The organism is Xanthomonas sp. GW (assembly GCF_014236815.1).
In the GTDB taxonomy this organism is placed as follows: Bacteria; Pseudomonadota; Gammaproteobacteria; order Xanthomonadales; family Xanthomonadaceae; genus Xanthomonas_A.
On record NZ_CP051189.1, the window covers coordinates 1,544,392 to 1,562,771 of the forward strand.

Sequence of the window (18,380 nt, forward strand, 5' to 3'; positions counted from 1 at the left end):
GGGTCAACGCGCGGCGGCGGGGGGCGCCTGCGCGGTGGTTTCGATCAGGTGGACGGCGCCGATGGCGTAGTACGGGCCGTTGATGCGGGCGGTCGAGCGCAGGCACAGGTCGTGCGTGCCGGTCTGCTTGGGCAGCGGCGCTTCCAGCGAGAACTGCTCGCCCAGCGCCTTGCCGCCCGGCAGCGGGATCCGCGCCAGCAGCTTGCCCTTGCAATCGCCCAGGCGCACTTCCAGTTCGCCGTGCGCGGTCCTGGCCGGGTATTGCTTGACCTTGACCTGCTCGTGCGCCAGCCCGTAGTTGCGCGCCAGCCGCGCGGCATCGATGCGGATGCGGGCGATGCCGTCCAGGCGCGCGTCGGCGTAGCGCCAGCAGCTGCCGAACAGGTCGATGTTGAACACCGGCGTGTCCTTGCCCGACATGTCCGGCAGCAGCGGCACGCGCAGACCCAGGCTGCCGTCGGCGCAGGAACCCAGGCCCTGGGTGTCGCGGCTGAGCAGGCCGGGGCGGTCGAGGATGCGGGTGCGCGGCGCGGCCAGCACGCTGCCGTCGTCGGCGAAGGTGGCCGCGCGTACGGTGACCGGCAGGGTCACGTCGAATGGCTTGTCGTAACGCGGCGAGTCGGCCTTGGGCTCGCTGCCGTCGGTGGTGTAGCGGAAGCTGCCGAACTTGGCCTGGTTGCCGAGCGCGATGCTGGCCTTGCCGCTGTCCAGCGCGGCGTTGTCGCCGCCCTGGATGGCGATGTCCGGCGCGAACGCGCCGTCGCCGTAGTCGATGCCCAGCGCGCGGTAGCGGTTGAGCTGCGCCGGCAGGCGTTGCAGGAAGCCGTCCCAGCCGCGCGCCGCCGACGGCGACCACGCCGCCTCGGCCAGCGCGCCCAGGCGCGGGAACAGCGCGTGGTCGATATGCCAGGCCGAGGGAATGTATTCGGCCCACAGCGCGGCCTGCGCGCCGAGCACGTGCTTGGCTTCCTCGGCGTTGAGCGCGGCCGGGACCGGATCGAACTCGTAGACCTTCTGCAGCGGCAGCACCGCCAGCCGCCCGTTGGGCTCGTCGTTGCGTGCGCTCTGCAGGTTGTCCAGGTACAGCCAGCCGGCCGGCACCAGCACCACGTCGTGGCCTTGCTTGGCCGCGGCCACCGCGCCATCGACGCCGCGCCACGACATCACCGACGCGCTGGCCGGCAGGCCGCCTTCCAGGATCTCGTCCCAGCCGATCAGGCGCCGGTCGTGCTTGGTCAGGTAGTCGGACAGTTGCTGGTTGAACCAGCCCTGCATCGCGTGCGCGTCCTTGACTCCGAGCTTGCGCATCTGCGCGCGCACCGCCGGCGAACGCTCCCACTGGTCCTTGACCGCTTCGTCGCCGCCGATGTGGATGTACTGCGAAGGGAACAGCTGCAGCACCTCGTCGAGCACGCCCTGGATGAAGGTCATGCTCTTTTCGTCGGTATTGAACAGGTAGGGATTGACGCCCCAGTCCACCGACACCTTCGGCCGCTGCCGGGTCACGCCGACCAGTTCCGGATACGCCGCCACCGCCGCCTGCGCGTGCCCGGGCATGTCCAGCTCCGGCACGATGGTGATGTGCCGCGCGGCGGCGTAGGCCACCAGGTCGCGGATCTGGTCCTGGGTGTAGAAGCCGCCGTAGCTTTCCGGCACGCCTTGCGTACCGGCGCCAGGCGGGGTGCGCCAGGCGCCGATCTCGGTGAGCTTGGGATAGCGCTTGATCTCGATGCGCCAGCCCTGGTCGTCGGTCAGGTGCAGGTGCAGCACGTTGAGCTTGTGCTCGGCCATCGCATCGATGACGTGCTTGACCGTGTCCGGGCTGTGGAAATGGCGGGCCACGTCGAGCAGCAGGCCGCGCCAGCCGAAGCGCGGCCAGTCGCGGATCTTGACCTCGGGCACGTCCACTTCGCCCTTGCCGGCATCGGGGGTGAGCAGCTGCCAGGCGCTCATCGCGCCGTAGAACAGGCCGCGCTCGTCGCGCGCCTGGATCAGCATGGTGCTGCCGTCCACGTCCAGCCCGTAGCCTTCCGGCGCTTCCACGGGGGCGTTGGGGTTCATCTGCAGGCGGATGGCGCCGTTGGCCGGAATGGTCTCGGCGCGCACCTCCAGCGACAGGCCGCGGGTCTTTTCCAGCAGCGTGGCCAGTTGCCGGGCCACGCGCATGGCCGCCTCGTCGTCGGTCGGCACCGACAGCGTGCTGCCGGTGCCGATGGTCAGCGTGGCGCTGCCGCGCTTGGCCTGCGCCGGTGCCGGAATCAGCGGCAACGGTGCGGTGCTGACCGGTTTCGGCGCAACCGGTGCGGGCGCAGCGGCGGGCTTGGCGGTGTCCGCCGCTGCGGGGGCCTTGCGGTCGCAGCCGCTCAGTACGGCAACGAGGGCGAACAGGGCAAGCCCCAGCCACGTGGTGCGGGACGCCGCCGCGGCGCCCGCCGGGGCGGTCGTCGGGCGGTGTGGCGTGCGCTGGCGTGCACCTGCTGCAATCATTCGGTCTACCTCGTGCTGTGCGGACGCCTATCGTAGTGGATCGGCGCGTAACGGATCAGCGCGATGCGGTCGGCAGCTCGTCCCACACCTTCGGATCCTCGGCGCCCAGCACCCAGCAGCTGAAGCCTTCCAGGCCGTATTGCTTGACCATGTCGTAGCGCGCGCGGAAGCTGCGCGCATCCGGGCGGAACACCCACTCGCGCATGTCGTCGCGGTAGAAATAGAACCACGACTCCTGCTCCTGCGCATCCCACTGCACGGTGGCGTTCTGCTCGATCGCCAGCGGGAAGGACTCGTCGGCGTCGATGTAGGTCGCCGCGATGTTGGACGCCTCGGTGCCGTCTTCCTTCACCGGGTTGCCGGTGTACCAGCGATAGCCGTAGGTGGCGATGCCCAGCGACAGCTTCTCCTTCGGCACCTGGGTCAGCGCGTAGTCCAGGTGCTTCTTCATCCACACCATGCCGTCGACCGGGCCGGGCGTGGTCCAGCGGGTGTGCTGGTCGTAGGTCATCAGGCTGACCAGATCCACCGCCTGGCCGAGCGCCTTCAGGTCGTAGGCGCCGCGCCAGTATTCCCACATCCACTTGGAGAACTGCCCGCCTTCGGCGTAGCCCGGCGCGTTCGGCACCACCGCCACCGACATCTTGAAGCCGGCCTTGTGCAGCGCGTCTGCGGTCTGCTTGACCATCAGCGTATAGGCGTCGCGGTCGGTCCAGGCGATGTTCTCGAAATCGAACTGGAAGCCGTAGTAGCCGTTCTTTTTGCCGTGGATCAGCAGCGAGCCGATCATGCGCTTCTTCGCATCCTCGTCGTGCATCAGCTTGTGGAAGCCTTCGCGGCCGGTGGTCATCGACAGGATCGGCATCACCCGCAGCTGCTTGCGCTTGGCGATGTCGTAGATGTACGCGTTGGGGGTGCCGCTGACCAGGCCGTTCTGGTCCACGCCGTACCAGGTCGGCACCACCACGTCGATCTTGTCGACGTTGGCCAGGAACGAGTTGGTCGATTTCTGCGTGCTCATCAGATAGAACAGCGCGGTCGGGTTCTTGGCCATGGCGGGGGTACAGACCATGGCCAGGGCAAGCAGCAGCCCTGCGAATCGCTTCATCATCGGGGGAATATCCGTCAGCGGGTGGAAGTGGGGGAGGGCAGGTCGATGCGGAACACGTAGGCGTGTTCGCCGGCCGGCTTGGCCGGCAGGGTCAGGTGCAGGCCGTCGGCGCGCTGTTCGAACGGCACCTTCTTGCCGGTGGCGAGCAGGGTCACGCCGCGCACGCCGTCGGCGGGCGTGAGCGTGCGGATCACCGCCTTGCCGCCGGCCGGCCAGCCCAGCTCGATCGCGTACAGCGCGCCGTGGCCGGTGGTGAAGCGGAAATCCTCGGCGGTGTAGGGCTTGGTCTTGGTGTCCTGGAAGGTGCCGCCGACCACTTCGGTGGGGCCTTCGCCATAGGTGCGCCACGGCTGGCTGTCGTAGATCGCCTCGCCGTTGGTCTTCAGCCACTTGCCGATCGACAGCAGGATGTCGCGTTCGGTATCGGGGATCGAGCCGTCGGCGCGCGGACCGATGTTGAGCATCAGGTTGCCGTTCTTGCTGACCACGTCCACCAGCATGTGCACGATGAAGGTCGGGGTCTTGTAGGTGTCGTTCTCCACGTAGCCCCACGAGGCGTTGCTGACCGAGGTGTCGGTCTGCCAGTGGGTCGGATGGATGCCGGTAAGCTGGCCGCGCTCGATGTCCAGCGTGCCGGCGCCTTCCGGGAACGCGCCGAGCTTGTAGTTCACCACCACCCCATCGCCGCGCGCGGCGCCGTGGTTGTAGTAGTACGACAGCATGGTCGGCAAGGTGCTGCGGAAGGTCGGGTGCGCGATCCACCAGTCGAAGTAGATCAGCTCCGGGTTGTAGCGGTCGATCAGCTCGGTGGTACGCGCCAGCCAGTCGTCCAGCCACGCCTGCGACACCGGCGTCCAGTCGTTGACGACGTCGGCATCGTCCTTGCCCGGCAAACGGATCTGCGCCGGCCCGTACAGGCCGGCGTAGCGCGGATCGTTAACGTCCGAGTCGAAGGTGCGGCCGCCGTCGAAGAACCAGTTGTGCTCGGCGCGGTGCGAGGACAGGCCGAAATGCAGGCCTTCGGCGCGGATCGCCTTGGACAGCTCGCCGATCACGTCGCGCTTGGGACCCATCTTGGTCGCGGTCCAGTCCGACAGCTGCGAGTCGTACATCGCGAAGCCGTCGTGGTGTTCGGCCACCGGCACCACGTAGCGCGCGCCGGCGGCGCGGAACAGCTTGGCCCAGCCCTGCGGGTCGAACTTGGGCGCGGTGAACAGCGGGATCAGGTCCTTGTAGCCGAAGGTGGACTGCGCGCCGTACTTCTCGCGATGGTGCGCGTAGTCCTGGCTGTCCTTGGCGTTGGGTTGGTACATGTTGCGCGAGTACCACTCGTTGCCGAAGGCCGGCACCGAGAACACGCCCCAGTGGATGAAGATGCCGAACTTGGCGTTGTCGTACCAGCCGGGCGAACGGTAGTTCTTCAGCGAGGCCCAGTCCGGGCGGAACGGTCCCTTGCGCGCGCCGGCATCGGCTTCGCGCACCAGTCGCGCGCGCTCGGGCGCGTACTTGGCGGTGGCCTGCAGCCACTGCTGATCGATCTGTTCGGGACTGAGGGTGGTGGCGGTGGGCGCGGTCGGCGACGGCGCATCCGCGGCGCAGGCGGGCATGGCCGCCAACGCGAGAATGAGGGAAAAGCTGCTTGCCAGAGTCTTGCGTACAGCTCCGGCGTGGCGGGATCGGTCCGCGCGCAGGCGGGTCTCGGACGTCATGGAACTGCACTCCTCTGTAGAAAACGCGATGCCGGCGCAAACGAAAACGCCGGGCAAAAAAAGGGCGCGCCACCGTGGAGGGTCGGTGGCGCGCCAGTCCTACATCAGAACTTGAAGTTCAGCTGCGCCTGGTAGCCGCGGCCGTTCTTGTACATGCCGATCGGCGCGTACTTGACCTCGTTGTACCAGTAGTACGTGGAGTCGAGCAGGTTGGTGGCGCTGACGCTGACGCTCATCCAGTCGTTGATCTCGTACGAGGCGGTCAGGTCGAGCTGCTTGTACTCGTCGGTGAAGACCTTCGAATCCAGGCGGCCGATCTGGGTGAAGTACTTGGAGCGGTAGCTGTAGTTGACCCGCACCATCCACGGACCGTTTTCCCAGTACGGGATCACGTTGTAGGTGTTGCGCGACAGGTACGGCAGGTTCAGGCCGTCCTCGGAGCTGGACTCGGCGTAGGTGTAGTTCGCCTGCAGGCCGAAGCCGTAGCCGAACGCCTGCTGGTAGTTCAGCGATGCGCCCTTGACCTTGGCGCCGGTGGCGTTGACCGGGCGGGTCACGCTGTACGGCTGGTTGACGATGTTGTTGGTCGGATCGCTGAGGATCTCTGTGGTCGTGGTGCTGACGATGTACGAGCCGATATCCCGATAGAACACCTCGGCCGACAGCATGCTGGACGGAGCGAAGTACCATTCGGCGGCCAGGTCGTAGTTGGTCGACTCGTACGGCTTCAGGTCCGGGTTGCCGCCGCTGGCGGTCAGGTCGCCGCTGGTGCTGTTGAGCGAGAACGAACCGGCCAGGTCGCTGTAGCGCGGGCGTGCCATCACCTTGGCCGCGGAGAAGCGCAGCACCTTGGTGTCGTCCAGGTCATAGGCGATGTTGAAGCTGGGCAGCGGCTTCTTGTACTCGTTGCTGACCTGCTGGAACGCGTAGGTCGTGCCGCCATCGCTGGTCTGGTAGTACTGCGACTTGTCCTTGGTGTCGGCGTAGCGCAGGCCGACGTTGCCGCGGAACTTGCCGGCTTCGAAGTTCATCTGCGCGTACAGGTCGCTGGTGATTTCCTTGACGTCGTAGATCTGGCCGAACTTGGGCGTCAGCGCCGCCTGCGGCAGCCCCTTCAGATACTTGAGCACCGAGTTGAGGTTGGCGGTCGGCCAGTTGACCAGGTCGCCACTTGCGCCCAGGCCGTCGTACAGGCCGCCCGGCGTGGTGCCCGGGTTGAAGCCGGTCAGCAGCACGTCCTGGTTGGCGAAGATCGCGTTGCCGCGCGAGTTCTGGCCGTTGTCGTGGTTGATGTACTTGTAGCCCACCAGCACCTTGTTGAACGGGCCCCATTGCAGATCGCGGGCCGCATCGAACTGGAAGTACTTTTCCTTGTCTTCGGTGGTGGTGTACTCGAGGCCGCCGGCCTGCTGGCCGGAGGCCAGGCCCCAGTTGGACGCGCTGTTGTTGTCGTAGGTGACGCCGGTGTGGCTGCCGTCGTAGTTGAAGTTGTAGCCGCCGTCCTGCAGCAGGAACTTCATCAGGTACTCGGGGTTCTTGCCGCCGGTGGCCTTGGTGGTGCCGGCCTGGGTGGTGAACACCCAGTTGTCGCCGTACCAGTCGTGGCGCAGGTTCACGCTCTTGGTGGTGACGGTGCTTTCGCGATAGTTGGTGTCGAGCTGGGCATAGGGCTGCGCCAGGCTGCCGTCGGAAACGGTCGCAGAGGTGATGTAGCCATTCTCAACATTGGCCTGGGTCACCAACCGCTGATTATTGATGCTCACGCTCGGATCTGCAGTCGAGGGCGATCCGCAGGAAGTACAGACGTAGCGCGATTCGCTGAAGTTGTTGTACTTGCCCTTGATGTAGATGCCGGTCAGGTTGAACTCGTTCTGCTCGTTCGGCTTCCACTGCAGCGCGCCCTGCAGGCCGTTGCGCTCGCGGGTCTGCTGGAAGTAGGCGCTGTTGATGCCGGCTGGAATCTTGGCAGTAGCAACGTTACCACCGTCGCCCGTGATGTTGGCGGTGGCGGGGATGTTTTCGCCGGTGCCGTAGCCGAAGAACTCGATGCCGGCGCGCGAGATGTCCTGCTTGTCGTGGGTGGCGGAGATCAACGCGCCGAAGGTCTCGTCGTCGTTCTTCCAGCTCCACAGCGCCGAGCCGCGCGGGTTGCCTTCTTCCGAGCGGTCGTTGTAGTTGTAGCCGACCGAGCCGCGGATGGTGTTCTTCGGCAGGTCCAGCGGCTTGCGGGTGTGCACGATTACGGTGCCGCCGATCGAGCCTTCGTCGATGCGCGCTTCTGGGGTCTTGTAGACCTCCATCAGGCCGATGATTTCCGGCGACAGCAGGGTGTAGTTGAAGGTACGGCCGCTGGTGTCGGACGGGTTGCCGCCCCAGTCGCCCGAGGCGATGGTCTGGCCGTTGAGCAGCACGCGGTTCAGCGCCGGATCGGTGCCGTTGATGCTGACCTTCTCGCCTTCGCCGAACTGGCGGTCCACGCTGATGCCCGGCAGGTGCGCCAGCGACTCGGCGGCATTGGTGTCCGGGAACTTGCCGATGTCCTCGGCGCTGATCGCGTCGACGATGGAGTTGGCCGAGCGCTTGACCGCCTGGCTCTTCTCCAGCGAGGCGCGGTAGCCGGTGACGGTGATGGTGTCCAGTTCCTGGACGTTCTTCGACTCTGCGCCGGAAGCGGGTGCTTCCTGCGCCATAGCATTACCGGACAGGTACAGCGCGGCCATGATGCTGATGGCTAACGTGGTGGTGCGGCTATTCATTGGCTAAACCTCTGGGTTAGTACATGGGCATGAGGTGCCAACCGATGTTCCGGCGTGCTGGCCGCTGCCCGGCCTGTTGATTGCGCTGCACCTTGCGGTGGCTGCGCGTATCGCGTTTCGGTGCGCGTCGTCCGGTCGTTGACGCGGAAGTAGCCGGCCGGCGGCACCGAGGGCGCCGGTCCTTCCTTGTTTCCTGTTGAGTGACAACCAAATCCAGCAAAACCGTGCAAGGTGCAGTTGCCTGATGCGCGGGCGGGAGTCCCTCCCGTTCCGTGCACCGGCGTTGGAGCCGTTTGCCTTCGTTGCGGGCTGCGCCAGCGAACCTGCTGGGCGCTGCCTGCCAGGCACTGGATCGCGATGCACCGCTGTCCCGTGTCCCTGAACGAGGCGTGTCTTGAAGATGTAAAACTTGTATGCGACCGAGTCTGGTATAGCGTTGACAGCGTTGTCAACACTTACTTCACGGTATTTTGACAATTCTCGGCACGGATGCGACGGCAGGTGTCGAAGATGAATCCGCTTAGTTTCCGGTTAGCTGCGTAGGTCTTTGTCCAGCAAAGGAAATCCGTGCCTAGAACATGGTCGGGTGGCGCGGTCGTGGCGGCATGTATGCTGGGCTGCGACGCGCAACAGCACGACCTGTATCCCAGAATTTGTGCATTGCGGCGAATTTTCGCACGCCGTTTGTACCGGCTTTCAGGCGTTCCATCGGCAATGTCGGTGTCCTGTCGGAATAGCGCGACGAATCGGCCGTGATGGCTTATCGTGGAAGCAGTGACGGTAGAGCGACATTTGGGTGAATTTCATCTTGACAACGTTGTCAAGGTGGTCTGAAACTCGATCGATCAACAGGCCCATCGGCTGCGCCCTGTGGGGCGCAACGGGAGAATACGTGTCCGCAAGCAGTTCACCAGTGGCAGCGGCCGGACCGCGCGCCGAGCCTTTCATCGCCGCCGACGTCGGCGGTACCCATGTGCGTATCGGCCTGGTGTCGCGCGGCGACGCCAGCGACAGCGTGCAGACGGTCAAGGTGCTGGACTATCGCAAGTACCGCTGCGCCGACTATCCGGGCCTGACCGAGATCATCGGCGAGTTCCTGTCCGGCGTGCCGGGTCCGGCGCCGACCCGTGGCGTGATCGCCAGCGCCGGCTATGCGCTGGAAGACGGCAGGGTGATCACCACCAACCTGCCGTGGAGCCTGTCGCCGCCGGAGATCCGCGAGCGGCTGGGCATGCAGGCGCTGCATCTGGTCAACGATTTCGAGGCGGTGGCCTATGCGGCCTCGTCGATGGATGCCAGCGAAGTGTTGCATCTGACCGGCCCACGCAAGGCGCAGCGCGGACCGGCGCTGGTCATCGGCCCGGGCACCGGGCTCGGCGCGGCGGTGTGGATTCCGACCAATGGCGGCGCCGTCGTGCTGGCCACCGAAGCCGGACACGCGGCCCTGCCGATCGGCAGCGAACTGGAGATGGCGATCGCGCAGCGGCTGCTGCGCACGCGCAGCTATGTACCGGTGGAACACCTGCTGTCCGGTCCCGGTCTGCTCAATCTCTATAAGGTGTTGTGCGAACTGCACGATGCCGCGCCGGCGCATGCCGCGCCCAGCGAGGTCACCGCGGCGGCGCTGGCCGGCAACGATCCGCTGGCGCACGAAGCGCTGTCGGCGTTCTGCGGCCTGCTCGGCAGTGTGGTCGGCGACATGGCGTTGCTGTACGGCATTCAGAGCGGCATCTACCTGGCCGGCGGCTTCCTGCCGCAGATCGGCGAGTTCCTGGCCGCCAGCAGCTTCGTCGAGCGCTATTTGAACAAGGGCGCGATGCGCCCGGCGCTGGAGCAGATCCCGGTGAAGCTGGTGGAGCACGGCCAGCTCGGAGTGATCGGCGCGGCGAACTGGTTCCTGCAGCAGCAGCGCTAGCGCTCGCGGCGCGCGGGCTGCATTGGCGAGATGGGAACATGGCATCGCGGCGCGCGGCGTGTCGGGGACCGTCCGTCGCCGCTGAAAGGACCCTGGAAAACCTCGCGTCCGGAATCGGTGCGATACGGCATCATCGGCGTTGCCGTTCTCCTGTCGCGGCTGAAGCCGCTCCTACAGGAGCGAGCGGTGCGGCTTCTGTAGGAGCGGCTTCAGCCGCGACAGAAAGACGAAGCGGTCGCGAAGCCGCCGGTAGCGACCGCAAGCGCCGTCGCAGCGACGCTCGCTGGTGCCGCGATGACGAGCCGGCGGAGCGCCGATGCCTGCGACAACAGCGGCGGCCCGTGCGGCCGCCGCCATCCCCGCGGTTATAGCGTGAAGTGCACGCTGAGCATGTAGCCGCGCCCGTTCTTGTACAGATAGTAGGGCTGGCTCTCCTGGCCGACGTAGCTGTAATAGGTCTCGTCGAGCAGGTTGGTGCCTTCCAGCTGCAGCTTGACCTTGTCGGTGATGGCGTAGGACACCGACGCATCGAGCTGGGTGAAGTCGTCGGTCATCTGGTTCGCGCCCAGGCGCCCGATCTGGGTGAAGTAGGCCGAGCGCCAGCCTAGGGTCAGCCGCGCCTCCCATGGCCCTTTCTCGAAGTAGGGGCTGAGGTTGTAGCTGTTCTTGGAGTTGTAGGGCAGGTTGTAGTCGCCCTGGGTATCGGCCTTGGAGTAGGTGTAGTTCGCCGCCACGCCGAAGCCGCCGCCCAGTTCCTGCTGGTAGCTCAGCGACACGCCCTTGACCTTGGCCGCGCCGGAATTCTGCGGCAGCGTCACCTCATAGATGTCCTCGCGGTTGTAGGTGTTGTTGTGCAGCGGTTGCTGCACCAGGGTCTGCAGGATGTAGTTGGAGATGTCGCGGTAGAACAGCTCGCCGGCGAGCACGCTGTTGGGCGCGAAATACCATTCCAGCGACGCGCCGTAATTGGTGGAGCGATACGGATCAAGCGCGGGATTGCCGCTGCTGGCGGTGAGCTTGTTGTCGTCGGCGTTGACGTAGGGCGTGAGGTCGGCATAGCGCGGCCGCGCGATCACCTTGGCCGCGGCCACGCGTAGGATCAGCGCATCGGACAGGTCGTAGGCGAAGTTCAGCGAGGGCAGCCATTCGCCGTAGGACTTGTTGTAGCGCACCGGCGCATAGGCGCTGCCGTCGTACTGGTAGCCGCCGATCGCGTCGCGGGTGTTGACGTAGCGCACGCCGATGTTGCCGCGGTAGTTGTAGCCGGAAAAATCCGCCTGCAGATACGCGGCACGGTTGCGCTCGACCACGTCGAAGCTGCTGCCGTAGCTGGGCGCGAGCGTGTCGCTGCCGGGCAGGCCGCCGACGTAGTCCACCAGCGCGCCAGGGCTTTGCCGCGGCCAATGGCGCATGTCGTCGCTGACCGACAGGCCGTCCAGATAGCCGCCGGGCGTGCCGCCGCCATAGACCGCGGCCAGCGTGGTGTTCGGGTCTGCGGGGAAGCTGTCGTAGTACATGTCCTGCGCGGTGCTGTGGCGCGTGGCCTTGACCCCGGCGCGCAGCTTGGTGATCGGCCCCCAGGCCACGTCGTGGTCGAAGTCCAGTTGCGCGTAGCGCTCCTTGTCCAGGTTCGGGTAGCGGTTGACGGTGGCGCCGAGCACCGACATCGCGTCCAGCGCCGACGGCGGCACCGCGTAGTCCACGCCGACGTTGCGGTGATCGATGGCGTAGTCGTAGCCGCCGTTGCCGCGGAAGGTCAGGCCGTAGATGCGATCGGCGCCGCCGGCCGAGCGGGTCGCGCCGACCTGGCCGGAGACGTTCCAACCGTCGCCGTGCCAGTCGCCGCGCAGGGTGTTGCTGCTGGTCTTGACCGTGGTCTTGCGCACGTACGAATCGAGGATGGTTTCGGCGTTGTCGCCATAGGCGCCGGAGGTGGCGACGCCGTCGGTCACGTCCAGCGCGGTGGCGTTGGCCGGCACGAAGTTGGCATAGCGGCTCTGGTTGACGTTGTCGAATGTCTCTTCGACGTACAGGCCGGTGTAGGTCAACTCGAAGGCGTCGTTCGGCTTCCACTGCAGCGAGCCGGTGACGCCGTCGCGCTTGCGGGTCTGGGTGAACAGTGCGCTGTTGATCGCGGTGGGGTAGACCCCTTGCTTGCCGGCGGCGACCGCATCGGGGAAGCCGGCGTCCTGGATGTCGCTGTAGCCGAAGATCTCCACGCCGTCGCGGCGCAGCGAGCGCTCCGAATGCATCACCGAGCCGAGTACGCCGAGCGTGCCGGCGTCGTTCTTCCAGTTGTACAGCAGCGAGGCGTTGGGCTTGCCGTCCTCGGAGCGGTCGTTGTAGCCGTAGCTCACGCTGCCGGTCAGCAGGTTCTTGTCCAGTTCCAGCGGCTTGCGCGTGTGCAGGATCACGGTGCCGCCCAGGCTGCCTTCGTCGATGCTGGCCTGTGGGCTCTTGTAGACCTCGGCACTGCCGATCACTTCCGGCGCCAGCAGCGAATAGTTGAACGAGCGGCTGTCCGGATTGTTCGGATCGCCGCCCCAACTGGTGGAGGCGATGCTCTGGCCGTTGAGCAGCACCCGGTTCAGCGCCGGATCGGTGCCCAGGATCGAGACTTTCTCGCCTTCGCCGAACTGGCGATCGACGCTGACTCCGGGCAGGTGCGACAGCGATTCGGCGACGTTGGCGGCGGGAAACTTGCCGACGTCCTCGGCCGAGATCGCATCGACGATCGCATCGGCGTTGCGTTTGATGTTGAGTGATTTCTGCAGGCTGGCGCGGTAGCCGGTGACCTTGACCGCATCCAGTTCCTGCACCGCCGCGGGCGCGGCCTTGTCGATGCCGGCGGTGCTGTCGTCGGTCGCGGGCGCCGCCGTGGCGTCGTTCTGCGGCGTGGGAACTTGCTGGGCGAAGACGCTGGCCGGTGCGGCCAGCGCGGCGGCGATGGCGAAGGCCAGGGGAGCGAGGCGGGTGTGGTTCAAGCGGGCGGTCTCCGAAAGGTGCGCAGAACGCGAAAGGCCTGCCGGTGTGGCGGCAGGCAAGTGACGCCCTCGGCCCGGATGCGGCGCGATGGGCGAAGGGGAAACAAGGGCGAAGCGTGCATGCCGCCGAGCGGCGGATGCGGCGTGTCGGCATCGGCGCTGGTTTGCGTGCCGGCGCGCGCGCCGCACATGGGCGCGGCAGCGGCGGATGGCGCACGCGGCTGCGCGTGCGTGGGTTGTGCGGACCGGCCGCCATGCGCTGGCGGGCCGTGTCGTTCGTTGCGCCGGTTCAAACCGGAAGCACCCCGCGCGATGGCTCAGGAGCGCCGACTGTGTCGCGCTTGTCCTTCGTTGTCAACGCGCTTTGTGGTTAAAGAATCGCTAAGAAAAGCCCTGTTTTGCCGGGAAAATTCGCAATTCGCGCGCCGTCGGCAGCGCGGCAGTGGCGAGCCTGCGGTCAACGATATCTACGCGATTGCGTGCGCCGGTTCACAGGTCGCCGCAGCGCGCCTGCAATGCGGCGATCGCGGCCAGGCCGGCGGTCTCGGTGCGCAGGATGCGCGGTCCCAGGCGCAGGCCGGCGAAGCCGGCGGCGTGCAGCGCGGCGCGGTCGCGCGGCGACCAGCCGCCTTCCGGGCCGATCGCGATCGTCGCTGCGTTGCCGGCGATGTCCAGCGTGCGCAGCCGGTGTTCGCCTTGCGGATCGAGGGTGAGCTTCAGCTGCGTGCCGGCCACCGCAGCGGCGGCGTCGGCCAGCGCCAGCGGCGCGGCCAGGCTGGGCACGCGCGCGCGGCCGGACTGTTCGCAGGCCGAGATCACGACGCTGCGCCAGTGCGCCACGCGCTTGTCGGTGCGTGCCGCATCCAGCTTCACTTCGGTGCGCTCGGCCCAGACCGGCACGATCGCAGCCACGCCCAGTTCGGTCGCCTTCTGCAGGATCAGGTCCATCTTCTCGCCGCGCGCCACGCCCTGCAGCAGGGTGATCGCCAGCGGCGATTCGTTGTCCGCCGGCTGCGCCGCGCCGATCCGCGCGCTGGCGCCGCGCTTGCCCACCTGCAGCAGTTCGGCGTCGTAGTCGCAGCCGTCGCCGTTGAACAGCACGCAGCGGTCGCCTTCGCGCAGCCGCAGCACGCGCAGCAGATGCCCGGCGACGTCCTCGGGCAGCACCACGTCCTCGCCTTCGCGCAGCGGCAACTCGACATGGCAGCGGGTCAGGCGCATGCCACGGCCTCATCGATCGCGGCCAGGGTGGTTTCGGCGAGCAGCGCCAGCTGCGCGTCGTCCACGCAGTACGGCGGCATCCAGTACAGCACGTCGCCCAGCGGGCGCAGCACCACGCCGCGCTGCAGGGCGGCGCGGTACGCGCACAGGCCGACCCGTGCGCCGGCCGCGAACGGGGTGCGCTTGTCGCCATTGCGGGTCAGTTCGAACGCCACCACCATCCCGGCCTGGCGCACGTCGGCCACGTGCGGATGGTCGTTGAACGGCGCCGACAGCGCGCGCATGGTTTCGGCGGTGCTGCGGTTGCGCGCGAGCACGTCGTCCTGCTGGAAGATCCGCAGGCTGGCCAGCGCGGCGGCGCAGGCCAGCGGATTGCCGGTATAGCTGTGCGAGTGCAGGAAGGCGCGCTCGCGGCTGTCGTCGAGGAAGGCGTCATATAAGTGTTGCGTGGCCAGCACCGCCGACAGCGGCAGGAAACCGCCGGTCAGGCCCTTGGACAGGCACAGCAGGTCCGGCATCACCCCGGCCTGCTCGCAGGCGAACAAGGTGCCGGTGCGGCCGAAGCCGGTGGCGATCTCGTCGGCGATCAGGAACGCGCCGTTGGCGTCGCACAGCTCGCGCGCGCGGCGCAGATAGGCCGGGTCGTGCATGCGCATGCCGCCGGCGCACTGCAGGCGTGGCTCCAGGATGACCGCGCAGATCTCGCCCGGATGGCGGTCGAACAGGTCGGCCAGCGCATCGGCGGCGGCATCGGCGCGCTGCCGCGCGCTCTGCCCCGGCGCGGCCAGGTAGGCGTCGGGCGAGGGCGCGAACAGCGCTTCGCACAGCAGCGGCGCGTACACCCGCCGGTACAGCGGGATGTCGCCGACCGCCAGCGCGCCGATGGTCTCGCCGTGGTAGCCGTTCTCCAGCGCGACGAAGCGGGTGCGGCGGGTCTCGCCGCGGTTGTGGAAATAGTGGAACGCCATCTTCAGCGCCACTTCGACTCCGGCCGAGCCGTTGTCGGCATAGAACACCTTGGCCAGCGGCGCGCGCCCCTCCTGGCGCGGCGCCAGCGCCAGCAGCTGCTCGGCCAGTTCCACCGCCGGCGCGTGGCTGAAGCCGGCCAGCATCACCTGTTCCAGCTGGGTGGCCTGCGCGGCGATGGCCGCGGCGATGCGCGGCTCGCTGTGGCCGAACAGATTGGTCCACCAGCTGCTCACCGCATCCAGGTAGCGGTTGCCTTCGTGATCGATCAGCCAGGCGCCTTCGCCGCGCGCGATCGGCAGCAGCGGCAGGGTGTCCGGATGCTCGCGCATCTGCGTGCAGGGGTGCCACAGCACCGCCAGGTCGCGTTGCCGCCAGGCGGCGGCAGTCTGTGATGCGGTCAGGTCTGTTAGCATTTCGCGCTCATGAACAGGTTCTTCGCTCCGTGCATTCTATCGGTCGACGCTGCAAAGCGCCGCGGGGTGCAGGCGTGAGCCGTCCGTTGCCGATCATCCACGCGCTGCGCGAGCGCGGCGAGTCGGCCATGGAGCGCAAGGTCGAAGAGCTGGACCTGGAGTTCAGCAACGGCGAACGGCGCGTGTTCCACCGGCTCAAGTCCCCCGGCCACGGCGCGGTGGTGGTGGTGCCGATGCTGGATGCGCAGACCGTGCTGCTGGTGCGCGAGTACGCCGCCGGCGTGCATCGCTACGAACTGGGCCTGGTCAAGGGCCGCATCGATGCCGGCGAGACGCCGCTGCAGGCGGCCGACCGCGAACTCAAGGAAGAGGCCGGCTACGGCGCCCGGCAGCTGCAGGTGCTGCGCGCGATGACCCTGGCGCCCACTTATATGAGCCACCAGTCCTGGCTGGTGCTCGCGCAAGATCTCTATCCCGAAAAACTTGCCGGCGACGAGCCGGAGGAACTAGAAGTGGTGCCCTGGAAACTGGCTGAACTGGATCAACTGATGTTGCGTGAGGATTTTTCCGAAGGGCGTTCGCTGGCGGCGCTGTTCATCGCCCGCGAGTGGCTGGGTCGTAGCGGATGATCCGCATCACCGCAGACCTGCGCGAAACCGTCATCGCCATCGCCATCGACGCCGCCGCGGCGATCATGGCCGTCTACGCCACCGGCTTCGAGGTCGAGCACAAGGCCGACGCCAGCCCGCTGACCCAGGCCGACCTGGCCGCGCACCGGATCATCGTCGAAGGCCTGGAACGGCTGACCCCCGACCTGCCGGTGCTGTCCGAGGAATCGGCGCACATTCCATGGGACGTGCGCGAGCACTGGACCAGCTACTGGCTGGTGGACCCGCTCGACGGGACCCGCGAGTTCGTCAAGCGCAACGGCGAGTTCAGCGTCAACATCGCGCTGATCCACCAGGGCGCGCCGGTGTTCGGCGTGGTCCAGGCGCCGGTCGATGGCCGCGTCTGGCACGCGGTGCGCGGCGAGCAGGCGTACCGGCGCGACGGTTTCCGCGACACCGCGCTGAACACGCGGCGCCCGGCCAGCGTGCCGCTGCGGGTGGCGGCCAGCCGCTCGCACCGCGATCCGCGCACCGACGCGCTGCTGCTGCGCATGGGCGAAACCGAGGTGATCGCGCAGGGTTCGTCGCTGAAGTTCTGCCGCATCGCCGACGGCGAGCTGGACGTGTACCCGCGCTTCGGCCCGACCTCCGAATGGGACACCGCCGCCGGCCAGTGCGTGCTGCAGGCGGCCGGCGGCACGCTGTTCGCCGCCGATACCGGCAAGCCGTTCCGCTACAACCGCCGCGAATCGCTGCTCAACGGCGATTTCCTGGCGCTGGGCGATCCCACGCTGCCGTGGCGCAGCTGGCTGGGCTGAGCGGACGCTGCCGCCGGCAACGGCGGTTGTCTGCAGGGCGGCGTGGCGGCTGATGCCGCCGCACTGCCCGCCCTCGGTTGCCAGCTTTGATGAGGGCGTTGCGGCCATATACTGCGGGCCGTTCGCATGCGCCGCATCGCCGCTCGCCACGCCGCCGACCGCTCATCGTACGGGCCGCTCTGCCACACTAACCGACAGGCGGCGCCGTTGCCGTCGCATCGGAACCCGCACGTGACCGCAGCCCGCTACGACCTTCCCGCCCTGCTCGAGATCATGGCGCGCCTGCGCGATCGCGAGCACGGCTGCCCCTGGGACCTGGAGCAGGATTTCGCCAGCATCGCCGCGTACACGATCGAAGAGGCGTACGAAGTCGCCGACGCGATCGACCGCAACGACCTGGGCGAGCTGAAGGACGAACTCGGCGACCTGCTGCTGCAGGTGGTGTTCCATGCGCAGATGGCGCGCGAGCAGGGCGCCTTCGGCTTCGACGATGTGGTGACCGCGATCTGCGACAAGATGGTGCGCCGGCACCCGCATGTGTTCGGCGACAGCCAGGTCGCCGACGCCGAGCAGCAGACGCTGAACTGGGAGCAGATCAAGCGCGACGAGCGCGCCGCGGCCGGCAAGACCGACAGTTCGGCGCTGGCCGGGATCGCCCGCGGCCTGCCGGAATGGCAGCGCGCGGTGAAGCTGCAGGCGCGCGCGGCGCGGATCGGTTTCGACTGGCCGGGGCCGGAACCGGTGCTGGAAAAGCTGCAGGAAGAGCTGGAAGAAGTGCGTGCGGAATTCGTGCGCGGCGCGGTGCAGGACAACCAGGCGCGGCTGCAGGACGAGATCGGCGATCTGCTGTTCGTCTGCGCCAATCTCGCGCGCCACGCCCAGGTCGATGTCGGTGCTGCGCTGCGCCATGCCAACCAGAAATTCGAACGCCGTTTCCGCGCGATGGAGCAGCTGGCGCAGCACGACGGCAGCGCGCTGGACGGCCTGTCGCTGCAGCAGCAGGAGGCGTACTGGCAGCGCGCCAAGCGCCAGGAGCGCGACGCGGCGCAATGAAGACGCTGCTGCTGTTCGTGCTGACCGCGCTGGCCGAGATCGTCGGCTGTTATCTGCCATACCTGTGGCTGCGCGAGCAGGGCAGCGCATGGCTGTTGTTGCCGGCGGGCGCCAGCCTGGCCGCGTTCGTGTGGCTGCTGAGCCTGCATCCGGAGGCCAGCGGCCGCGTCTATGCCGCGTACGGTGGCGTCTACATCGCGGTGGCGCTGCTGTGGCTGTGGGCGGTGCAATCGATCCGGCCCACGCGCTGGGACCTGCTCGGTGCCGGCCTGTGCGTGCTCGGCATGGCGGTGATCATGTTCGCGCCGCGGCAGGGCTGACGCATGCGCAGCGCGC

Annotated in this window: 12 protein-coding genes; 5 read left to right on the top strand and 7 right to left on the bottom strand. The window is 67.5% G+C overall.

Annotated elements, in window-relative coordinates; translation table 11 throughout:
• Positions 1 to 3: 3 nt before the first annotated feature.
• From HEP73_RS06465 to HEP73_RS06480, 4 genes are all read right to left on the bottom strand, one after another.
• The gene (locus tag HEP73_RS06465) at positions 4 to 2,487 is read right to left on the bottom strand and encodes a family 20 glycosylhydrolase (RefSeq protein WP_185822561.1); all 2,484 of its coding nucleotides are present in this window, start codon (positions 2,485 to 2,487) and stop codon (positions 4 to 6) included.
• Positions 2,488 to 2,542: 55 nt separating this feature from the next.
• Positions 2,543 to 3,598 (bottom strand): glycosyl hydrolase family 18 protein, encoded by a 1,056-nt coding sequence (locus HEP73_RS06470; protein ID WP_185822562.1) that lies wholly within the window; start codon positions 3,596 to 3,598, stop codon positions 2,543 to 2,545.
• A 14-nt stretch (positions 3,599 to 3,612) separates the two neighbouring features.
• Positions 3,613 to 5,307: an alpha-L-fucosidase gene (locus tag HEP73_RS06475; protein ID WP_185822563.1), complete on the bottom strand. Its 1,695-nt coding sequence runs from the start codon at positions 5,305 to 5,307 to the stop codon at positions 3,613 to 3,615.
• Positions 5,308 to 5,411: 104 nt separating this feature from the next.
• A complete protein-coding gene (locus HEP73_RS06480; protein ID WP_185822564.1) occupies positions 5,412 to 8,063 on the bottom strand; it encodes a TonB-dependent receptor in 2,652 nt (883 codons plus the stop codon).
• A gap of 892 nt (positions 8,064 to 8,955) precedes the next feature.
• On the opposite strand from HEP73_RS06480, the gene HEP73_RS06485 reads away from it, so the two are divergent.
• Entirely contained in the window at positions 8,956 to 9,978 is a 1,023-nt protein-coding gene (locus HEP73_RS06485; RefSeq protein WP_185822565.1) for a glucokinase family protein, read from the top strand.
• Between the two features lie 365 nt (positions 9,979 to 10,343).
• Here HEP73_RS06485 and HEP73_RS06490 read toward each other — a convergent pair whose 3' ends face one another.
• The 3 genes from HEP73_RS06490 to bioA form a co-directional block, all read right to left on the bottom strand.
• Positions 10,344 to 12,962, bottom strand: coding sequence for a TonB-dependent receptor (locus HEP73_RS06490; RefSeq protein WP_185822566.1), 2,619 nt, complete (start codon positions 12,960 to 12,962; stop codon positions 10,344 to 10,346).
• Positions 12,963 to 13,451: 489 nt separating this feature from the next.
• Positions 13,452 to 14,183, bottom strand: a complete 732-nt coding sequence (locus HEP73_RS06495; RefSeq protein ID WP_185822567.1) for a 16S rRNA (uracil(1498)-N(3))-methyltransferase — start codon at positions 14,181 to 14,183, stop codon at positions 13,452 to 13,454.
• Positions 14,174 to 15,565 carry an adenosylmethionine--8-amino-7-oxononanoate transaminase gene (gene bioA / locus HEP73_RS06500; RefSeq protein ID WP_185822568.1) on the bottom strand — a complete coding sequence of 464 codons (1,392 nt, stop codon included), beginning with the start codon at positions 15,563 to 15,565 and terminating at the stop codon, positions 14,174 to 14,176. Before bioA ends, HEP73_RS06495 begins: the two co-directional genes overlap by 10 nt.
• 74 nt (positions 15,566 to 15,639) lie before the next feature.
• Here bioA and nudE point away from each other — a divergent pair, with 74 nt between their 5' ends.
• The 4 genes from nudE (at position 15,640) to HEP73_RS06520 (ending at position 18,364) form a co-directional block, all read left to right on the top strand.
• On the top strand, positions 15,640 to 16,194 hold the full coding sequence (gene nudE, locus HEP73_RS06505) for an ADP compounds hydrolase NudE (protein WP_185815653.1): 555 nt from the start codon (positions 15,640 to 15,642) through the stop codon (positions 16,192 to 16,194).
• Complete coding sequence (cysQ, locus tag HEP73_RS06510) at positions 16,191 to 16,991, top strand: 3'(2'),5'-bisphosphate nucleotidase CysQ (RefSeq protein ID WP_185822569.1); 801 nt, start codon at positions 16,191 to 16,193, stop codon at positions 16,989 to 16,991. Before nudE ends, cysQ begins: the two co-directional genes overlap by 4 nt.
• A 273-nt stretch (positions 16,992 to 17,264) precedes the next feature.
• Positions 17,265 to 18,044, top strand: a complete 780-nt coding sequence (gene mazG / locus HEP73_RS06515; RefSeq protein ID WP_255423774.1) for a nucleoside triphosphate pyrophosphohydrolase — start codon at positions 17,265 to 17,267, stop codon at positions 18,042 to 18,044.
• Positions 18,041 to 18,364: a YnfA family protein gene (locus tag HEP73_RS06520; RefSeq protein ID WP_185822571.1), complete on the top strand. Its 324-nt coding sequence runs from the start codon at positions 18,041 to 18,043 to the stop codon at positions 18,362 to 18,364. Before mazG ends, HEP73_RS06520 begins: the two co-directional genes overlap by 4 nt.
• Positions 18,365 to 18,380 lie beyond the last annotated feature (16 nt).